Origin of the sequence: Streptomyces lacrimifluminis (genome assembly GCF_014646095.1) — a bacterium.
GTDB lineage: Bacteria > Actinomycetota > Actinomycetes > Streptomycetales > Streptomycetaceae > Streptomyces > Streptomyces lacrimifluminis.
In genome coordinates this window covers 16,214-33,754 of the sequence record NZ_BMMU01000010.1, presented here as the reverse complement: position 1 = coordinate 33,754, position 17,541 = coordinate 16,214, and the positions used below count along the sequence as shown (strand labels likewise).

Annotated in this window: 11 protein-coding genes; 4 read left to right on the top strand and 7 right to left on the bottom strand. The window is 69.4% G+C overall.

Annotated features, from left to right (window positions below):
* Nucleotides 1–47 precede the first annotated feature (47 nt).
* On the bottom strand, nucleotides 48–683 hold the full coding sequence (locus tag IEY89_RS16885; protein WP_373287252.1) for a TetR/AcrR family transcriptional regulator: 636 nt from the start codon (nucleotides 681–683) through the stop codon (nucleotides 48–50).
* Nucleotides 684–883: 200 nt separating this feature from the next.
* Between IEY89_RS16885 and IEY89_RS16880 the strand changes: the two genes are divergently transcribed.
* Together IEY89_RS16880 and IEY89_RS16875 are read left to right on the top strand one after the other, a co-directional pair.
* Complete coding sequence (locus IEY89_RS16880) at nucleotides 884–1,816, top strand: ABC transporter permease (protein ID WP_189148234.1); 933 nt, start codon at nucleotides 884–886, stop codon at nucleotides 1,814–1,816.
* Nucleotides 1,809–2,642 (top strand): ABC transporter ATP-binding protein, encoded by an 834-nt coding sequence (locus tag IEY89_RS16875; protein ID WP_189148233.1) that lies wholly within the window; start codon nucleotides 1,809–1,811, stop codon nucleotides 2,640–2,642. Before IEY89_RS16880 ends, IEY89_RS16875 begins: the two co-directional genes overlap by 8 nt.
* Nucleotides 2,643–2,657: 15 nt before the next feature.
* Here IEY89_RS16875 and IEY89_RS16870 read toward each other — a convergent pair whose 3' ends face one another.
* The 5 genes from IEY89_RS16870 to IEY89_RS16850 form a co-directional block, all read right to left on the bottom strand.
* Nucleotides 2,658–3,101, bottom strand: coding sequence for a GtrA family protein (locus tag IEY89_RS16870; RefSeq protein ID WP_229695267.1), 444 nt, complete (start codon nucleotides 3,099–3,101; stop codon nucleotides 2,658–2,660).
* A gap of 132 nt (nucleotides 3,102–3,233) precedes the next feature.
* Nucleotides 3,234–8,207: an NAD-glutamate dehydrogenase gene (locus IEY89_RS16865; protein ID WP_189148231.1), complete on the bottom strand. Its 4,974-nt coding sequence runs from the start codon at nucleotides 8,205–8,207 to the stop codon at nucleotides 3,234–3,236.
* A gap of 745 nt (nucleotides 8,208–8,952) precedes the next feature.
* On the bottom strand, nucleotides 8,953–11,295 hold the full coding sequence (locus IEY89_RS16860; protein WP_189148230.1) for an ATP-binding protein: 2,343 nt from the start codon (nucleotides 11,293–11,295) through the stop codon (nucleotides 8,953–8,955).
* A gap of 93 nt (nucleotides 11,296–11,388) precedes the next feature.
* Nucleotides 11,389–12,054, bottom strand: coding sequence for an HAD family hydrolase (locus tag IEY89_RS16855; RefSeq protein ID WP_189148229.1), 666 nt, complete (start codon nucleotides 12,052–12,054; stop codon nucleotides 11,389–11,391).
* Nucleotides 12,055–12,237: 183 nt separating this feature from the next.
* On the bottom strand, nucleotides 12,238–12,753 hold the full coding sequence (locus tag IEY89_RS16850) for a DUF6912 family protein (protein ID WP_189148228.1): 516 nt from the start codon (nucleotides 12,751–12,753) through the stop codon (nucleotides 12,238–12,240).
* Between the two features lie 341 nt (nucleotides 12,754–13,094).
* Between IEY89_RS16850 and IEY89_RS16845 the strand changes: the two genes are divergently transcribed.
* Nucleotides 13,095–13,694, top strand: coding sequence for an Rv3235 family protein (locus IEY89_RS16845; protein WP_189148227.1), 600 nt, complete (start codon nucleotides 13,095–13,097; stop codon nucleotides 13,692–13,694).
* Nucleotides 13,695–13,846: 152 nt separating this feature from the next.
* Here the strand turns inward: IEY89_RS16845 and secA are convergent, their stop codons facing one another.
* Nucleotides 13,847–16,672, bottom strand: a complete 2,826-nt coding sequence (gene secA, locus IEY89_RS16840) for a preprotein translocase subunit SecA (RefSeq protein ID WP_189148226.1) — start codon at nucleotides 16,670–16,672, stop codon at nucleotides 13,847–13,849.
* A 245-nt stretch (nucleotides 16,673–16,917) separates the two neighbouring features.
* On the opposite strand from secA, the gene IEY89_RS16835 reads away from it, so the two are divergent.
* Nucleotides 16,918–17,511, top strand: coding sequence for a GNAT family N-acetyltransferase (locus IEY89_RS16835; protein ID WP_189148225.1), 594 nt, complete (start codon nucleotides 16,918–16,920; stop codon nucleotides 17,509–17,511).
* The last annotated feature ends 30 nt before the right edge of the window (nucleotides 17,512–17,541 follow it).

Here is a 17,541-nt window from a genome sequence, read left to right as displayed (position 1 = left end):
CGGGCGGTGACCATTGCCCCCCCCCCGCCCCCGTTCCCTCACGTGTTCTACAACGCTTTCAGCGCCGCCGTGGTCGCCCCGGCCAGCGCCGCCAGATAGCCCTTCGGCAGCTTCGGGTTCCGGATCACCACCGACCGCCAGTAGAGCGGCCCCGAGATCAGGTCGAGGGCCAGGTCGGGGTCGATGCCCGAGCGGACCTCCCCCCGCTCCTCCGCCGCCGCGACGATCCCGCTCGCGACCCCGTCCTGGCCCTCTCGCAGCGCCTTCTGCAGGGCGTCGGCGATCTCGGGGTTGCGGGCGGCCTCCGCCTGGAGGTCGGGGATGACCTGCGAGGCCACCGGGTGACGCAGCGCGCGGGACGTCAGCTCGTACAGCAGCCGCAGGTCGCCCTCCAGCGTGCCCGTGTCCGGCGCCGGCAGCCCCTGCACCGCGATCGCCGAGACCAGGTCGAGGACCAGGTGCAGCTTCGAACGCCAGCGCCGGTAGACCGCCGTCTTGCCGACGCCCGCCCGGCGCGCGATGCCCTCGATGGACATCCGGGCGTATCCGACGGCCGCCAGTTCCTCGAACACGGCGGCCCGGATGGCCTCCGTCACGTCCTCCCGCAGTACGGCGGCTCCGGCGGGGGCCCGGCGGCGGGTCCGTGCCGGTGCGGTCCCGGGCTCGTCGGTGTTCGTCGTCATACGGACCAGCATAGGGGCGTGGCGACGAAACGGTTGCGTTCCGACGCCGAGTCGGAATACGCTCCCGTTACGACGATACGGTCCCGTCCCGACGTAAGAGTCCGGCAAGAAACGCGTAAGGAACCCAAGGAAACCGGCGGGGGACGCCTGACACGGGAACCGGTCGCGCACCCCCTTCCCCCCGAGCGAAAGCAGCGGATGTGAGCCAGGTCCTCCACACACCGCCCCAGTCCACGCCACCCCCCTCACGGGTCACGCAGGCCGGCGACGACCTCACGGCGCTCGCCGTCCGGTACGGTCTCTCGGTCAGCGGCGCCCGTCCCACCCTGCGCACCTATGTCAGCCAGCTGTGGGCGCGGCGCCACTTCATCACCTCGTTCGCCACCGCCAAGCTCACCGCCCAGTACAGCCAGGCGAAGCTCGGCCAGATCTGGCAGGTGATGACCCCGCTGCTCAACGCGGCGGTCTACTACTTCATCTTCGGCGTCCTGCTGGGCACCAAGCACGGGGTGCCGGACTACATCCCGTTCCTGGTCACAGGCGTGTTCATCTGGACCTTCACACAGAGCTCGATCATGGCGGGCACCCGCGCCATCGCCGGCAACCTCGGCCTGGTCCGGGCCCTGCACTTCCCGCGCGCGGCCCTGCCGATCTCCTTCTGCGTCCAGCAGCTCCAGCAACTGCTGTTCTCGATGGCCGCGCTGATCGTGATCCTGCTCTGCTTCGGCATCCCCGTCACCGCCTCCTGGCTGCTGGTCATCCCCGCCCTGGCGCTCCAGTTCGTGTTCAACGCGGGTGTGTCGATGGTCATGGCGCGGATGGGCGCGTCCACTCCGGACATCGCCCAGCTCATGCCGTTCGTGCTGCGCACCTGGATGTACGTGTCCGGGGTCATGTGGAGCATCGACAAGCTGTCCACGAAGGACCATCTGCCGCGCGTGGTGTCGGTACTCCTGGAGACCAACCCGGCGGCGATCTACATCGACCTGATGCGCTTCGCCCTGATCGACAGCTACCACGCCGGCCAGCTGCCGGCGCACGTCTGGCCGATCGCGGCCGGCTGGGCGCTGGTCGCCGGCGTCGGCGGTTTCATCTACTTCTGGAAGGCTGAGGAGACGTACGGCCGTGGCTGAGAACCCGAACAACATCCAGGACGAGACGCCGGACGAGCAGATTCCCACCGTCGTCGCCAACGGCGTCGACATCGTCTACCGGGTCAACGGCACGGGCGCCGGACGCGGCACCGCGACCGCCGCCCTCAACCGCATGATGCGGCGCGAGCGGAGCGAGAAGGCGGCCGGCGTGCGCAAGGTGCACGCCGTCAGGAACGTCTCCTTCGTCGCCTACCGCGGTGAGGCCATCGGTCTGATCGGCACCAACGGCTCCGGCAAGTCCACGCTGCTCAAGGCGGTCGCCGGACTGCTTCCGGTGGAGAACGGCCACATCTACACGGACGGCCAGCCCTCCCTCCTCGGCGTCAACGCGGCCCTGATGGGCGACCTGACGGGCGAGCGGAACGTCTATCTCGGCGGTCTCGCGATGGGCATGTCCCGGGAGCAGATCAAGGAGCGCTACCAGGGCATCGTCGACTTCTCGGGAATCAACGAGAAGGGCGACTTCATCACCCTCCCCATGCGGACGTACTCCTCCGGCATGGGCGCCCGCCTGCGCTTCTCCATCGCCGCCGCCAAGGACCACGACGTGCTGCTGATCGACGAGGCGCTGGCGACCGGCGACCGCTCGTTCCAGCAGCGCTCCGAGGAACGCATCCGGGAACTGCGCCAGCACGCGGGCACGGTGTTCCTGGTCAGCCACAACAACAAGTCGATCCGCGACACCTGCGACCGCGTCCTGTGGCTGGAACGCGGCGAACTCCGCATGGACGGCCCGACGGACGACGTACTGAAGGAGTACGAGGCCTTCACCAACCGCCCCGCCAAGCCCGCCCGGGTTGCCTGAGCCCGCCCGGGCCACCTAATGCCGGAACACCCAGGTCCGGTAGACGAGGAAGCGGAACGCCGAGGCGAGCACGATCGAGACGCCTTTCACCTCGTTCGACTCGACGGGCCCATGCAATCCCAGACCGTGATAACCGATGTAGAACAGCCCGCTTTCCATCGCGATGCCGATCGCGCTGAACACGAAGAACAGCGCGATCTGCTGCCTGGTACGTGAGGCCCTGTCCCGGTACGTGAAATAGCGGAAGCCCAGATAGTTCGTGCCCATGGCGATGACGCTGGCGAGGACCGTTGCCGGCATCGCACGCCCACCCAGCTCATGCAGCAGCAGGTTGAAGAACAGGAAGTTCACCAGGACACCGCTGCCGCCGACGGCTCCGAATTTCACCGCTTCAAGGATGACGCGCCGCACCGGTCGGACAGGAACGGACAGCCGGTTCTCGGAGACATTCACACTCACGCCCGCGACAATATCCGAGGCGCCCCACCTAGCAGGAAGGGGTAAATTCCCCGTCTGCTTTTCTCCAACAGTTGCCATGAAAACGAGGGCGCCCCTGGCCGTCTCGGCCAGGGGCGCCCGTTCACGTACCGCCTACGAATGCGACCGCAACAGCGTCCGCATCGTCCGCATCGCCACCGACAGGTTCGCCAGGTCGAAGGCGTCCGAGCTCTGGATCTCCTCCAAGGTCGTGCGCGCCCGGCCCAGGAGCGCGGTGTTCTTCTCCTCCCACGCCTTGAAGCGCTGCTCGGGCGTCGACGATCCGTTGCCGACCGCGAGGACGTCCGCCGTGAGCGACGCGTGGGCCGCGTACAGGTCCTCGCGGATGGAGGCGCGGGCCATGGACTGCCAGCGGTCGGCGCGCGGCAGCTCGATGATCCGGTCCATGAGCTGGGTGATGTGGAGGCGGTCGGCGAGGTCGTAGTAGACCTCGGCGACTTCCATCGGGTCGCGGCCCATCCGGTCGGCGACCGAGACGATGTCCAGCGTCGGGAAGGCGGACGAGAAGCCCGCGACCCGGGTGGCGAGTTCGTCGGGGACGCCGGCGCCCGTCAGCTCGTCGTAGATCTTCTGGTACCACTCAAGATCCGCGCCGCTCAGCAACCTGGCCAGCTGGGACCAGACCTGGCCCACCCGCTCGCCGAAGAACTCGACGGTCTCGGTGAGTTGCACCGGCTGCGGCCGGTTGTTCAGCAGCCAGCGCGTACCGCGCTCGACAAGTCGCCGCGAGTGGAGGCGGATCCGGGTCTGGACGGCGGCCTCGACCGTGTTGTCGAGCGCCTCGACCCCGTCCCACACCGCGGCGGAGTTGAAGATCGCGCGAGCCGCCGTCTGGGCCCGCACCACCTCTTCCAGCGAGGCGCCGGTCTCCTCGCGCAGCCGGTGCAGGAAGCTCGTACCGCCCGCGTTGACCGTGTCGTTGACGAGAACCGTGGTGATGATCTCGCGGCGCAGCGCGTGCCCCTCGATCTGCTCGGGGAACTTCTTGCGCAGCGCGCTCGGGAAGTAGGCCTCCAACAGGCGGCGCAGATACGGGTCTTCGGGCAGCGAGGTCTTCAACAGCTCGTCGGCGACCGTGATCTTCGTGTACGCGAGGAGCACGGCCGTCTCCGGACCGGTCAACCCCTGGCCGCCACTGAGGCGTTCGCGGATCTGCCGGTCGGTCGGGAGGAACTCGAGCGCGCGGTCCAGGTGCCCTTCCCGGACCAGATGGCGCATGAAGCGCTGCTGGGCGTGGAGCATGTCCTTGGACTGGGCGAGGGCGTTGGCGATGGCCGTGTTCTGCGCGTAGTTGTTGCGCAGGACGAGCACGCCGACCTCGTCGGTCATCTGGGCGAGCAGCTTGTTGCGCTGCTTGACCGTCATGTCGCCTTCCACGACAAGGGAGTTGAGCAGGATCTTGATGTTCACCTCGTGGTCGGAGGTGTCCACGCCCGCGCTGTTGTCGATGGCGTCGGTGTTGATCTTCCCGCCGACCTGGGCGAACTCGATCCGCCCGAGCTGGGTGAGCCCGAGGTTGCCGCCCTCGCCGACGACCTGGACGCGCAGGTCGGCGCCGTCGACGCGGATGGCGTCGTTGGCCTTGTCACCGACATCGGCGTGCGACTCCGTACTCGCCTTGACGTACGTGCCGATGCCGCCGTTCCACAGCAGGTCGACCGGCGCCTGGAGGATCGCCTTCATCAGGTCGGCCGGTGTCATCTTGCCGACCGCGGCGTCGATGCCGAGCGCCTCGCGGATGTGCGAGTTGACCGGGATGGCCTTGGCGGTACGGGGGAAGATGCCGCCCCCGGCGGAGATCAACTGGCTGTCGTAATCCGCCCAGCTGGACCTCGGCAGCTCGAACAGGCGCCGCCGCTCCGCGTACGAGGTGGCCGCGTCGGGCTTCGGGTCGATGAAGATGTGCCGGTGGTCGAAGGCGGCGACCAGGCGGATGTGCTCGGAGAGCAGCATGCCGTTGCCGAACACGTCGCCGCTCATGTCACCGACACCGACGACGGTGAAGTCCTCGCTCTGGGTGTCGACGCCCAGCTCGCGGAAGTGGCGCTTGACGGACTCCCAGGCGCCGCGCGCGGTGATGCCCATGCCCTTGTGGTCGTACCCGGCCGAGCCACCCGAGGCGAAGGCGTCGCCGAGCCAGAAGTTGTACGCCTGGGCGACCTCGTTGGCGATGTCCGAGAAGGTCGCCGTGCCCTTGTCTGCGGCGACGACGAGGTAGGTGTCGTCCTCGTCGTGCCGTACGACGTCGGCGGGCGGCACAACCTCGCCGGCCACCAGGTTGTCGGTGATGTCGAGGAGCGCCGAGATGAACGTCCGGTAGCTCCTGACCCCCTCGGCGAGCCACGCGTCCCGGTCCACGCTCGGATCCGGCAGCTGCTTGGCGACGAACCCGCCCTTGGCGCCGACCGGCACGATGACGGTGTTCTTCACCATCTGCGCCTTGACCAGCCCGAGGATCTCGGTACGGAAGTCCTCGCGCCGGTCCGACCAGCGCAGCCCACCGCGCGCGACCTTCCCGAACCGCAGGTGGACGCCTTCCACCTTCGGCGAGTAGACCCAGATCTCGTACGCCGGACGCGGCGCCGGCAGGTCCGGGATGGCCTGCGGGTCGAACTTCATGGAGACGTAGTCGTGCGGCTTGCCGCCCGCGCTCTCCTGGTAGAAGTTCGTCCGCAGGGTCGCCTTGATGACGGTGAGGAAGGACCGCAGGATGCGGTCCTCGTCGAGGGACGCCACCTGGTCGAGGGCCGCGTCCAGCTCCTCCAGGAGGGCGTCCGTCAGCTCGACGCCCGCCCGCTGCCGCTCCGGCGACATCCGCGCCTCGAACAGCGACACGAGCAGCCGGGTGGTGTGGACGTTGTTGCGGAGGGTGTCCTCCATATAGTCCTGGCTGAACGTGGAACCGGCCTGCCGCAGGTACTTGGCGTACGCCCGCAGCACCAGCGCCTGCCGCCAGTCGAGGCCCGCGCTCAGCACCAGCGCGTTGAAACCGTCGTTCTCGGCCTGCCCGGTCCAGGTGGCCGAGAAAGCCTCCTGGAAACGCTGGCGGCCGTCGTCCCCGAGATAATCCCCGCCGCTGCTCAGCGACTTGGGCAGCCGGAGCCCGAAGTCGTAGATCCAGGCGGTGGTCCGGTCCGAGCAGCGCAGCTCGTAGGGCCGCTCGTCGATCACCTCGACGCCGAGCCGGTTGAGGACGGGGAGCACGGAGGAGAGCGAGACGGACTCGCCGGTGCGGTAGATCTTGAAGCGGCGCTCACCGGGCGCGGCGCCCACCGGCTCGTACAGGCTCAGCGCGAAGTCCGTGCCGGCGCCCAGCTTTTCGAGGTGGACGAGGTCGGCGACGGCGGCGCGAGGAGTGTGGTCGGCCTTGTAGCCCTCGGGGAAGGCGTTCCCGTAGCGGCGCAGCAGTTCGGCGGCGCGCTCCTCGCCCAGCTCGGAGTTGAGGGCCTCGCCGAAACCGTCGGCCCAGGACCGGGCGGCCTCGACGAGCCGTGCCTCGATGCGCTCCTTGTCCTGGTCGGAGAGCTGCGGCAGTTCGGTGCCCTGCGGCACGCGCACGACGAAGTGCAGCCGCGACAGGATGGATTCGGTGTTCCAGGCGGTGAAGTCGACGCTGGTACCGCCGAGTTCCTCCTTGAGGATGTCGATGATCCGCAGCCGTACGCCGGTGGTGTACCGGTCGCGGGGCAGATAGACGAGGGCGGAGTAGTAGCGCCCGTACTCGTCCTGGCGGAGGTAGAGCCGCAGCCGGCGGCGCTCCTGGAGGTAGAGCACCGAGGTGACGATCGCCCGGAGTTCGTCGGGCGGCGTCTGGAAGATCTCGTCGCGCGGGTACGTCTCCATGATCTGGAGCAGATCCCGGCCGTCGTGGCTGTCGGGCGAGAACCCGGCGGCCCGCAGCACCTCGTCGACCTTGCGGCGGACGACGGGCACCCGGCGCACGGACTCGGTGTAGGCGGCGGAGGAGAACAGCCCCAGGAACCGCCGCTCACCGACGACCTCACCGTTCTCGTCGAACCTCTTGACCCCGACGTAGTCGAGGTACGAGGGACGGTGCACGGTGGCCCGGCTGTTGGCCTTCGTCAGGACGAGGAGTTTGTGCTCGCGGGCCTTGGCCCGGGCGTCGGCGGGCAGCCGCTCGAAGGACGGGCTGACCGGATGGTTCTCGTCCTCGGAGTGGTGCGGATCGGCCCGCAGGATGCCGAGCCCGGTCCCGGGCACGGCGGCCAGCGAGTCGTCCCCGCGCAGCTCGTACTCGCGGTAGCCGAGGAAGGTGAAGTGGTCCTGCGCGAGCCAGCGCATCAGTTCGCGCGCCTCCTCGACGTCCTGGTCGACCAGGTCGTCGGCGGTGGGCTCCTTGGGCAGCTCGTCAGCGATGCGCAGCGCCGCGTCGCGCATCTTCTCCCAGTCCTCGACGGCCTCACGGGTGTCGGACAGCACGCGCAGCAGGTCGTTGGTGATCTGCTTCAGATCGGCGCGGTCGGTCTCGCGGTCGATCTCGACGTGGATCCACGACTCGACGTGCGCGTCGTGCGGCAGGTCCGCGCCCCCGACGGCGGCGCTCCCGGTGGCCTGAGCGGGCAGTACCTCGATGAGCCGGCCCGTCAGGTCCCGTCGTACGACGAACTGCGGATGGATGACGAGGTGGATGCCTCGGTTCTGCCGGGACAGTTCGTTGGTGACCGAGTCGACGAGGAAGGGCATGTCGTCGGTGACGACCTCGACGACGGAGTGGCTGCACGTCCAGCCGTTCTCCTCGACGGTCGGGGTGTGCACCCGCACGCTCGCCGTGCCCTGTGGACGTGTCTCGCCCAGCCGGTAGTGCGAGAAGGCGGCACCGAAGACGTCCACCGGGTCGCGGCCGACGAGGTCCTCCGGGGCGGTGTGCAGGTAGTAGCGCTGGAGGAACGCGAGCACGGTGTCGTGGTCCGGGGTTCCGGGATCTCCGCCGGGCGCGCTTGCACGTGTCGTCCCGGTCGGTAGGTGCCCCCCGACCGGGCTGTTCTCAGCTACCCGGGCGGCCCTCTCGAGCAGCTCGGTCTTGGCTTCGTCCAGCTTGGTCTGCATTGTCCTCTGGCTCCTGTCGCGCGCCGTTGCGTGACGTAGAAGGAAGTTCGGTCCCTCTTCCGGCACAACGCCTCGACGCGGGGTCTCCGGTCAGTTCCGACGCTATGCCGCAGGGTGGGAAGAGCGGGGGGTTATCAGCCATTCTCGGCATCCCGGCGGAGTGTGACGCTGCTCTCGGCACCGCCGGTCCGTGAGATGCGTACGGCGTCCTGGGAACCCTCGGGGCTCCGTCCCGCCCGCGCCGACCAGCGATCGCCGCCCGGGCACGGATGTGGTCCGTGCGTTCCGGGCGCAGGGCAGGGGCCATGACGCCCCCGCGACGTATCGCGCTGATCACGCCACCAGGCTATCGCTCATGACGGGGGCCACGTCATGAGCCATTTGTGTACAAAAGCGGGGCGGGAAGTTTGACGTTCTGCACAGTGGAGAAAAACGGAGGCCCGAAACGCCTCGAACGGCGACGGCTGCCCCACCGACGAGGGCAGCCGCCGGGCCTCCGCGCCGCCCGGGGCGAACGGCGGGGTGCCTGCCATGACAGCCACGGGCCGTGGGGATTTCTGACCAGCACTGCCGACACCCGGCCGCTCAGCGGGATTCCCCGGGCGACGCACATCGAGCATCGGGCACGGCAGCCCCCCGGGGGGCCCGATTCCGCCGGAGATCGGCATACGGATTCGGCGGAACGGCACGAAAGGACGAGCCCGTAGGTATACGTACGACAGGGTTACGTACACCCCGCGCGCCGTCATCTCTCCGGCGTGGCCGGAACGACCGGAAGCACCGGAAGGGCCGGCAGGGCCGGAATCTCGCCGCGGGAGGTGACTTGCAGCTTGGCGAGGATGTGTTCGACGTGGGCGTCGGCGGTCCGCTTGGAGATGACCAGCCGCTCGGCGATCTCCCGGTTGGACAGCCCCTGCGCGACCAGTGCGGCGACCTCCCGCTCGCGCCGGGTCAGCGCGTCGACGCCGCGCGGCCCTGGCACCTTCCGCCGCGCCCCCGGCACCTCGGCGTCGGCTCGCACCGCGTCCAGCACGTCCTGCCCGGACAGCCTGGCCCCGACCCCGCGCCACCGCTCGAACTCCGCGTCCCCGAGCGTCTCGCGCACGGACTCCCGTACGGCCCGCTGCTCCTCCAGCAGCGACGGCAGCAGGTCGACGGGGTCGCCGCCGGTCCGGCGCGCGTGCTCGGCGTATCCGAGCAGCCAGGCCGCCCGCACCGGCCGCCCTTCGTGCGCCGCGTGCCAGCCGAGCACCAGTGCGCACATCGCGAAGACCAGCACCTCACCGAGTTCGCCCGCCGCGTCGAGGGCCCGCCGCAGGGAGGCGGCACTCTCCGCCCGCTCCCCCGAGAGCCAGCGGATGACGCCCTGCACCATGAGCGTCGACCCGTACAACTGCCGCTCCCCGGTGCCTTCCAGATACGTCAGCCCGGTGGCGCACAGTTCCAGCGCGCCGGCGGTGTCGCCGACCACGGCACGCACGAGGGCGCCCTCGTAGTGGAAGACACCGATCCCGAGCCCGTCGTCCGTCTCGACCATCCGCAGCCGGGCCCTCTCCAGCGCGGCGAGTCCGTTCTCCACATCCCCGCAGAGCGCGGCGAGCCCGCCGAGATACGCCTCGGTGAACAGCACGACCCGCTCCTCGCCCACCCTCCGGGCAGCCTCCTGAGCCTCCGGGAACCGTGTCAGGGCGGTGTCGAGATCCGCCGTCCACACGGCGAAGACTCCGGTCATCAGCAGCCCCCAGGCCCGCGCCGCCGAGTCGCCGTCGGCCAGCCCGAGCCCCTTGTCGATCCAGTACCGCCCCTCGGACAGGGTGCCCACGGCCCGCCAGTAGGGCCCGAGCAGAGTGGCCATCCACACCCCGCGCTCCGCGCCGTCCTCCCCGCCTTCGCAGGCATACCGCAGGGCGGCCCGTACGTCGGCGACCTCGTCCCGCACCTCCCGGTGCAGCTCGATCTGCGCGGAGGTGAGGAACCCGCCCCAGAACCGCTGGGCGAGGCTCTCGTAGTAGGCGAAGTGCCGCTCCCGTACGGCGGGCGCGTCCCCGGACTCGTCGAGCCAGTCGGCGCCGTACTCCCGGATGGTGTCCAGCAGGCGGTACCGGCCGCCGTCCTCACCGACCCGCTGGACCACCGACTTGTCGACCAGCCCGATGAGCGCCTCCAGCACCCGTCCGACGGGCAACTCCTCGCCCCCGCACACCCGTTCGGCGACGGCCAGCCGGAACGACCCCGCGAAGACGGACAACCGCGCCCACAGCAGGCGCTCCTCGGGCGTGCACAACTCGTGCGACCATCCGATGGCCGTACGGAGTGTCTGGTGCCGCGCGAGCGCCGTGCGCCGCCCGCCGGTCAGCACCTCGAACCGGTGGTCGAGCCGCGCCACCAGCTCCCCCAGGGACACGGCCCGCAACCGCACCGCGGCCAGCTCCAGCGCGAGCGGAATCCCGTCGAGCCGCCGAACGAGGGCGAGCAGCCGCTCCCGATCGTCCGACTCCCCTCCCTCGCCGTTCGGGGCGGCCCCGGGGAGCCGGACCCCGGGCACAGCGGCACGAGCCCGCTCGAGGAACAGCTCCAGCGCCTCGTCGGGGGCGAGCGGAGCCAGCTGGACACAGTGCTCGCCGGGCACGTCGAGAGGCTGCCGGCTGGTGGCCAGCACGCTGACGCCCTCGGCCTCGCGCAGCAGGATGTCGGACAGCATGGCGCAGGCGTCGACGAGGTGCTCACAGGTGTCGAGCACGATCAGCAGCCGACGCCCCTGAAGATGGGCGACCACGGCATCGACCGGCTCCATCCCGGGCTGCTCGGGCAGCTGGAGCACGGCGGCAAGCGTCGCGGGTACGAGTTCCGGGTCGCGCAGCCCGGACAACTCGGCCAGCCACACCCCGTCGGGGAACAGCTCCCCGAGCCCGGCGGCGGCCCTCAGGGCGGTTCGGCTCTTGCCGACGCCCCCCGGCCCGACGAGCGTGACGAGCCGCGCCTGCCCGAACGCGCCCCGCACCAGCGCGAGTTCCTCGGTCCGCCCGACGAAACTGGTCAGCTCTGCGGGCAGTTGCCCACCCCGCCGCTGCCCGAACCCGAACACCATCCCTGCCCCCTGCTCGCGCCCGCCGCCCATGGCAAAGGGTACGTGGGCGAACGCGGAGAGTGAACCGGGCCGTACTGCGGAACACCGTGACCGCTACGCGGCCAGCCGCTCGGCCTCGGCGACGGCCTCCTCCAGGCTGTCCACCACGGGCACGCCCACCTCTTCGAGGCTGGCCCGGCCGTGGGAGCCACCGGTGTAGAGCACGGCCCGCGCACCCACGTGCAGGGCGGCGATCGCGTCGTCGGCGGCGTCCCCGATGACCACCGTGCGCGCGGCCTCGACACCGCTGAGCGCACCGAGGTGGCGCACCATGTGCTCGGCCTTGCTGCCCCCGGAGGGCCCGGTCCGCCCGTCGACACGTACGAAGTGCGGCTCGATCCCGAACCCCCGGACCAGCGGGACGAGATCGGCATGCCCGTACATGCTCAGAATGGACTGACTGCGCCCCGCCGACTGCCACCCGGCCAACAGATCCCGCACACCCACGGCCAGCTCGCAGGCCACCCGGTGCTCCGTGTAGTACCGGTGGAAGATGTCGTCCATGACAGCCCACTCGGCATCCGTGGGCAGCCGTCCGAGCAGCCGCTCGTAGAACCGCGGCACCGGCACGCAGTACAACGCCCTGTACTGCTCCAGCGTGACGGGCGCCAGCCCCAACTCGGCGAACGCGGCGTTCGTCGCCCCTATGACGGCATCGGTGTCATGAAACAGCGTCCCGTTCCAGTCCCACACGATGTGCGCCACTCCGTACTTCCCCATACGAAGAAAATACCCCCACCCCGACCGGCACTATTCAGCCCGGCCGGGACACGTCCAGCCCGCCCGGCGTTTGAGGACGAGGCCCCTTCAGGGCCGAAGCGGGGGTCTGGGGGCGCAGCCCCAGAAACAGGATGGGACGGGTAGGGGCGGCGGGGGCGAAGCAACTCGCCCCCCACCCCGCACTCACCCCGACAACCCCACCAGGTTCGGAATCTCCTGCGTGGCATACCAGAGCAGCTCATGATCCTCCGCCCCGTCCACCGTGAACTGCGCATCGTCGTCCCCCCGATCCGCCGCCCCCAACGCCGCCGCAGCCGCCGCGACATCCCTCTCCGCATCCTCGGAGTCGACATGCACAGCCGCCGCCTTCCCCAACGACACGGCCCCACCCAGCCGCACCTCACCCAACGCCCCCGGATCAAGCCCCCGGTCGGGGTCGGCAACCGCCACCCCGTCCGCGACCTCGACGGCGACGACCACCCGCCGGCGCACCACCCCCGGCTCCATCGCGAGCAACCGCAGAGACGCGAGCGCGGCCCGGTTGAGCGCCGCGTACTCCAGTTCCTCGATGTCGTCGGACACATACCACTCACGCAACGCGGGCGTGACGGCGTACGCGACGAAAGGCCCCGCCCCCAACTCACCCGTCTTGTACGCCTCGGCAAGGCCCGGGAGGGTCAGGGGAACGTAGACGCGCATGGCTGACCGCTTTCGTAGTAGGCGTTTCCGTGACCAGAACCGGCAAGCCCTCCGGCGCGACCAGGGATGGCCCGGGAAGACCCTCAGGATACGTCGAGGCGTCCCCTTTCGGGTCCCCGCCCAGACCTCTCCCAGCGTCCACCCGACGCCTCGAAATTCACCCCCGTACCCCACCCCCACCAGGCCTTTCCCCTCCCAGAACCACCCGGATAAGTGAACTCCCGGACCCCCCGAACCGAACCCCGCCCCTCCTTGCACCCGACTAATCACTCCCCGTACAAGATCCCCAACAGAAAGTTACCGCCCGGTACCCACCCGGGCCGCAAGAACGGGGACATTCCATGAACAAGGTGATGACGAGGACGGTCCACCGCACCCCGTCCCGCCCGCCGGTACGCCGGGACACCCGCCGCCCCGGCAGCACCCCGCACCGCACCACCCCGGGCGGAGGCACTCCCCGCACGCCCCTCCCCCGGGCCACCGCCCCCACCGAAACCCACCCCGAACCCCGAGTCCCCGCCCAGGGACAGCGCCCGGACCGGCACAGGACACCCCCGCACCCCCTCCAGCAGCCCGCCCAGCCCCGCCGGACGCCCCCACAGCCCCGGCCCACCGACCTCTTCGCCGACCGCCTCCTCGCGGTCCTGAGCGGCGAACGCCCCGTGCACAGCATGCTCCGCCACACCGTGGGCCGCGCCTACGACGAACTGGCCTGGCTCGCGGAACGCGGCCCCCTCCGCACCCGCGGCACCCGCCCCGTCGTCCGCGACGTCGGCTACTACGAGCCCAGCCAGGGCGCCCTGGAAGCCTTCGCCCGCATCGGCGCGGTCAACCAGCTCCGCGCGATGGCCTTCCGTCTGGAACTGGGCCAGGACTTCCGCTGGCGCTGCACGGCGGTGGAACTGGGCGGCCCCCGAAGGCCCCACACGGCGGACGACTAGACCCCACGGACGGAAGTCTCCCGACCACGCCCACACAGAAGGGCCGGCCACCCTCGCGGGATGCCCGGCCCTTCACACAGCGACTACCGCGTACTCACATGCCCACGGCCCGCCGCCTACTACTGACTACTGACCGCTCACGTGCTTACGGCTCACTTCTTACGCCGCCGCCCGCCGCGCTGCTGCTTGCGCCGCTCCGCGCGCGTGAGACCGTCCGCCTCGGACCGCACCTCGTCGTCGTCCCCGACGAAGTCGCCCTCGACGATGCCGCCCTCGCCGTCCACGGTCGGCGCGGAGAAGTGCAGCCGGTCCGGCCGCTGCGGAGCGTCGAGCCCCTTGGCGCGGATCTCGGGCCGGGAACCGGCGCCCGCCTGCGCCGGAACCGAGTCCTCGGCACCCTTGGCCAGGGACGGCTTGGCATCCGCGACCGGGACTTCCTCGACCTGCTGCTCGACCTGGACCTCCAGGTTGAACAGGTAGCCGACGGACTCCTCCTTGATGCCCTCCATCATGGCGGTGAACATGTCGAAGCCCTCGCGCTGGTACTCGACCAGCGGGTCCTTCTGCGCCATGGCGCGCAGACCGATGCCCTCCTGGAGGTAGTCCATCTCGTAGAGGTGCTCGCGCCACTTGCGGTCAAGGACCGACAGCACGACCCGGCGCTCCAGCTCACGCATGATCTCGGAGCCGAGCTGCTCCTCACGCGACGCGTACTGGTCGTGGATATCGTCCTTGATCGACTCGGAGATGAACTCGGCGGTCAGCCCCGCACGGTCGCCGGCCGCCTCCTCCAGCTCGTCGACGGTGACCTTCACCGGGTAGAGCTGCTTGAAGGCGCCCCACAGCCGCTCCAGGTCCCACTCCTCCGCGAAGCCCTCGGCGGTCTCCGCGCCGATGTACGCGTCGATGGTGTCGTCCATGAAGTGCTGGATCTGCTCGTGCAGGTCCTCGCCCTCCAGGACGCGGCGCCGCTCGCCGTAGATGACCTCGCGCTGCCGGTTGAGGACCTCGTCGTACTTGAGGACGTTCTTGCGGGTCTCGAAGTTCTGCGTCTCGACCTGCGACTGGGCGGAGGCGATGGCACGGGTGACCATCTTGTTCTCGATCGGTACGTCGTCCGGGACGTTCGCCATCGACATGACGCGCTCGACCATCTGGGCCTTGAACAGCCGCATGAGGTCGTCACCGAGGGAGAGGTAGAACCGCGACTCGCCGGGGTCGCCCTGACGTCCGGAACGACCGCGCAGCTGGTTGTCGATCCGCCGGGACTCGTGCCGCTCGGTGCCGAGGACGTACAGCCCGCCGAGGTCCTTGACCTCCTCGAACTCGGCCTTCACCGCCTTCTCGGCCCGCTCCAGGGCGGCCGGCAGGGCCGCGGCCCACTCCTCGATGTGCTCCTCGGGGTCGAGGCCGCGCTGCCGCAGCTCCGCCTCGGCGAGGTCGTCGGGGTTGCCGCCGAGCTTGATGTCCGTACCACGACCGGCCATGTTGGTGGCGACCGTGACGGCGCCCTTGCGGCCTGCCTGGGCGACGATGGTCGCCTCCCGGTCGTGCTGCTTGGCGTTCAGCACCTCGTGCTGGATGCCGCGCTTGGAGAGCTGCTGCGACAGGTACTCGGACTTCTCCACCGAGGTCGTGCCGACGAGGATCGGCTGACCCTTCTCGTGCTTCTCGGCGATGTCGTCGACGACCGCCTCGAACTTCGCGACCTCGGTGCGGTAGATGAGGTCGGACTGGTCCTTGCGGACCATGTCACGGTTGGTCGGGATCGGGACGACACCGAGCTTGTAGATCTGGTGGAACTCCGCGGCCTCGGTCATGGCCGTACCGGTCATGCCGGAGAGCTTGTCGTAGAGGCGGAAGAAGTTCTGGAGGGTGATGGTCGCCAGGGTCTGGTTCTCGTCCTTGATGTCCACCCCTTCCTTGGCCTCGATCGCCTGGTGCATGCCCTCGTTGTAGCGGCGGCCGGCGAGGATACGGCCGGTGTGCTCGTCGACGATCATGACTTCGCCGTCGATGACGACGTAGTCCTTGTCGTTCTTGAAGAGCTCCTTGGCCTTGATGGCGTTGTTGAGGTAGCCCACCAGCGGCGTGTTCACCGACTCGTACAGGTTGTCGATGCCCAGCCAGTCCTCGACCTTGGCGACACCCGACTCGTGGATGGCGACCGTGCGCTTCTTCTCGTCGACGTCGTAGTCGCCGGTCTCCTCGATGCCCTTGAGCTGGTTGCCCGCCTCACCGCGCTTGAGGCGGGTGACCAGCTTGGCGAAGTCGCCGTACCACTTGGTGGCCTGGTCGGCCGGACCGGAGATGATCAGCGGCGTACGGGCCTCGTCGATGAGGATCGAGTCGACCTCGTCGACGACGGCGAAGTTGTGACCGCGCTGGACGAGTTCGTCCTTCGACCACGCCATGTTGTCGCGCAGGTAGTCGAAGCCGAACTCGTTGTTCGTGCCGTACGTGATGTCGCAGGCGTACTGCTCACGCCGCTGGGCCGGCGTCATGTTGGCGAGGATGCAGCCGACGCTCAGCCCGAGGAACTTGTGTACGCGACCCATCATCTCGGAGTCGCGCTCGGCCAGGTAATCGTTGACCGTGATGAGGTGAACGCCGTCTCCGGAGAGGGCGTTCAGATACGTCGGCAGGGTGCCGACGAGGGTCTTGCCCTCACCGGTCTTCATCTCGGCGACATAGCCGAGGTGGAGCGCCGCGCCGCCCATGATCTGCACGTCGTAGTGACGCTGGCCGAGGGCGCGCTTGGCCGCCTCGCGCACGGTGGCGAAGGCCTCGGGCAACAGGTCGTCCAGACTCTCACCGTCGGCGTACCGCTGCTTGTACTCATCGGTGAGGGCCCGCAGCTCGGCGTCGGAGAGGTCGACAAAGTCCTCTTCGATGGAGTTGACCTGGTCCGCGATGCGGTGCAGCTTGCGCAGGATCTTGCCTTCGCCTGCACGCATGATCTTTGAGAGGACGGACACGGGGGTTGGTCTCCTTGCCGGTCGGGCCTAGGACGGTCGATTTCCATTGTCTTGACTGAGCGACGGCCATCGTATGCGAGGACCCCGCCCAGCCGGGAGGCCTGCCGGTAGGACAGCCATAAGGAGAACGGCCAGGAGTCACGGATGGTGCCGCACCCCACCCACGAATTGCGCGAATTGTGATCACGAACTCACGCCCGGCGAAAGGGATGGCGCCCTCATCCTCCCCCGAGCAGAATCGGCCGATGGACCCCGTCACGCTCACCACGGCCCGTCTTCTCCTGCGCACGGTCGGCCCGCACGACACGGACGCCGTGTACGCGGCGGTACAGGACGCCGACATCCAGCGCTGGACGACGATCCCGTCCCCCTACCTCCCCGAGCACGCACTCGGCTTCACCTCCCAGCTGGTGCCCGACGGCTGGGCGGACGGCTCGATGTTCACGTTCGGCGTCTTCCTCCCCGAAGGGGAGGAACTGGTGGGCATGCTCGCCCTCACCATGCGCTCCCTGGGCGTGAGCGAAGTCGGCTTCTGGGCCGCCAAGGCCCACCGCGGCAACGGCTACATCACCGAGGCCACGATCACCGCCTCCCACTGGGCCTTCACCCACCTGTCGGTGGACCGCGTGGAATGGCGGGCGGAGGTGGGCAACGAGGCATCCCGAGCAGCGGCACAGAAAGCGGGCTTCACCATGGAGGGCACGCTGCGCTCAGCGATCAACAACAAGGGAGTACGCCGCGACTGCTGGGTGGCTTCCCTCCTCCCCTCGGACATCGGCCTCCCCTCCACGGCTCCGTACCTCCCGGGCCCAGGTGCTTCCAGCCCGTCCGGCGTATGAGGACGAGCGCGTTCAGCGCGAAAGGGGGGT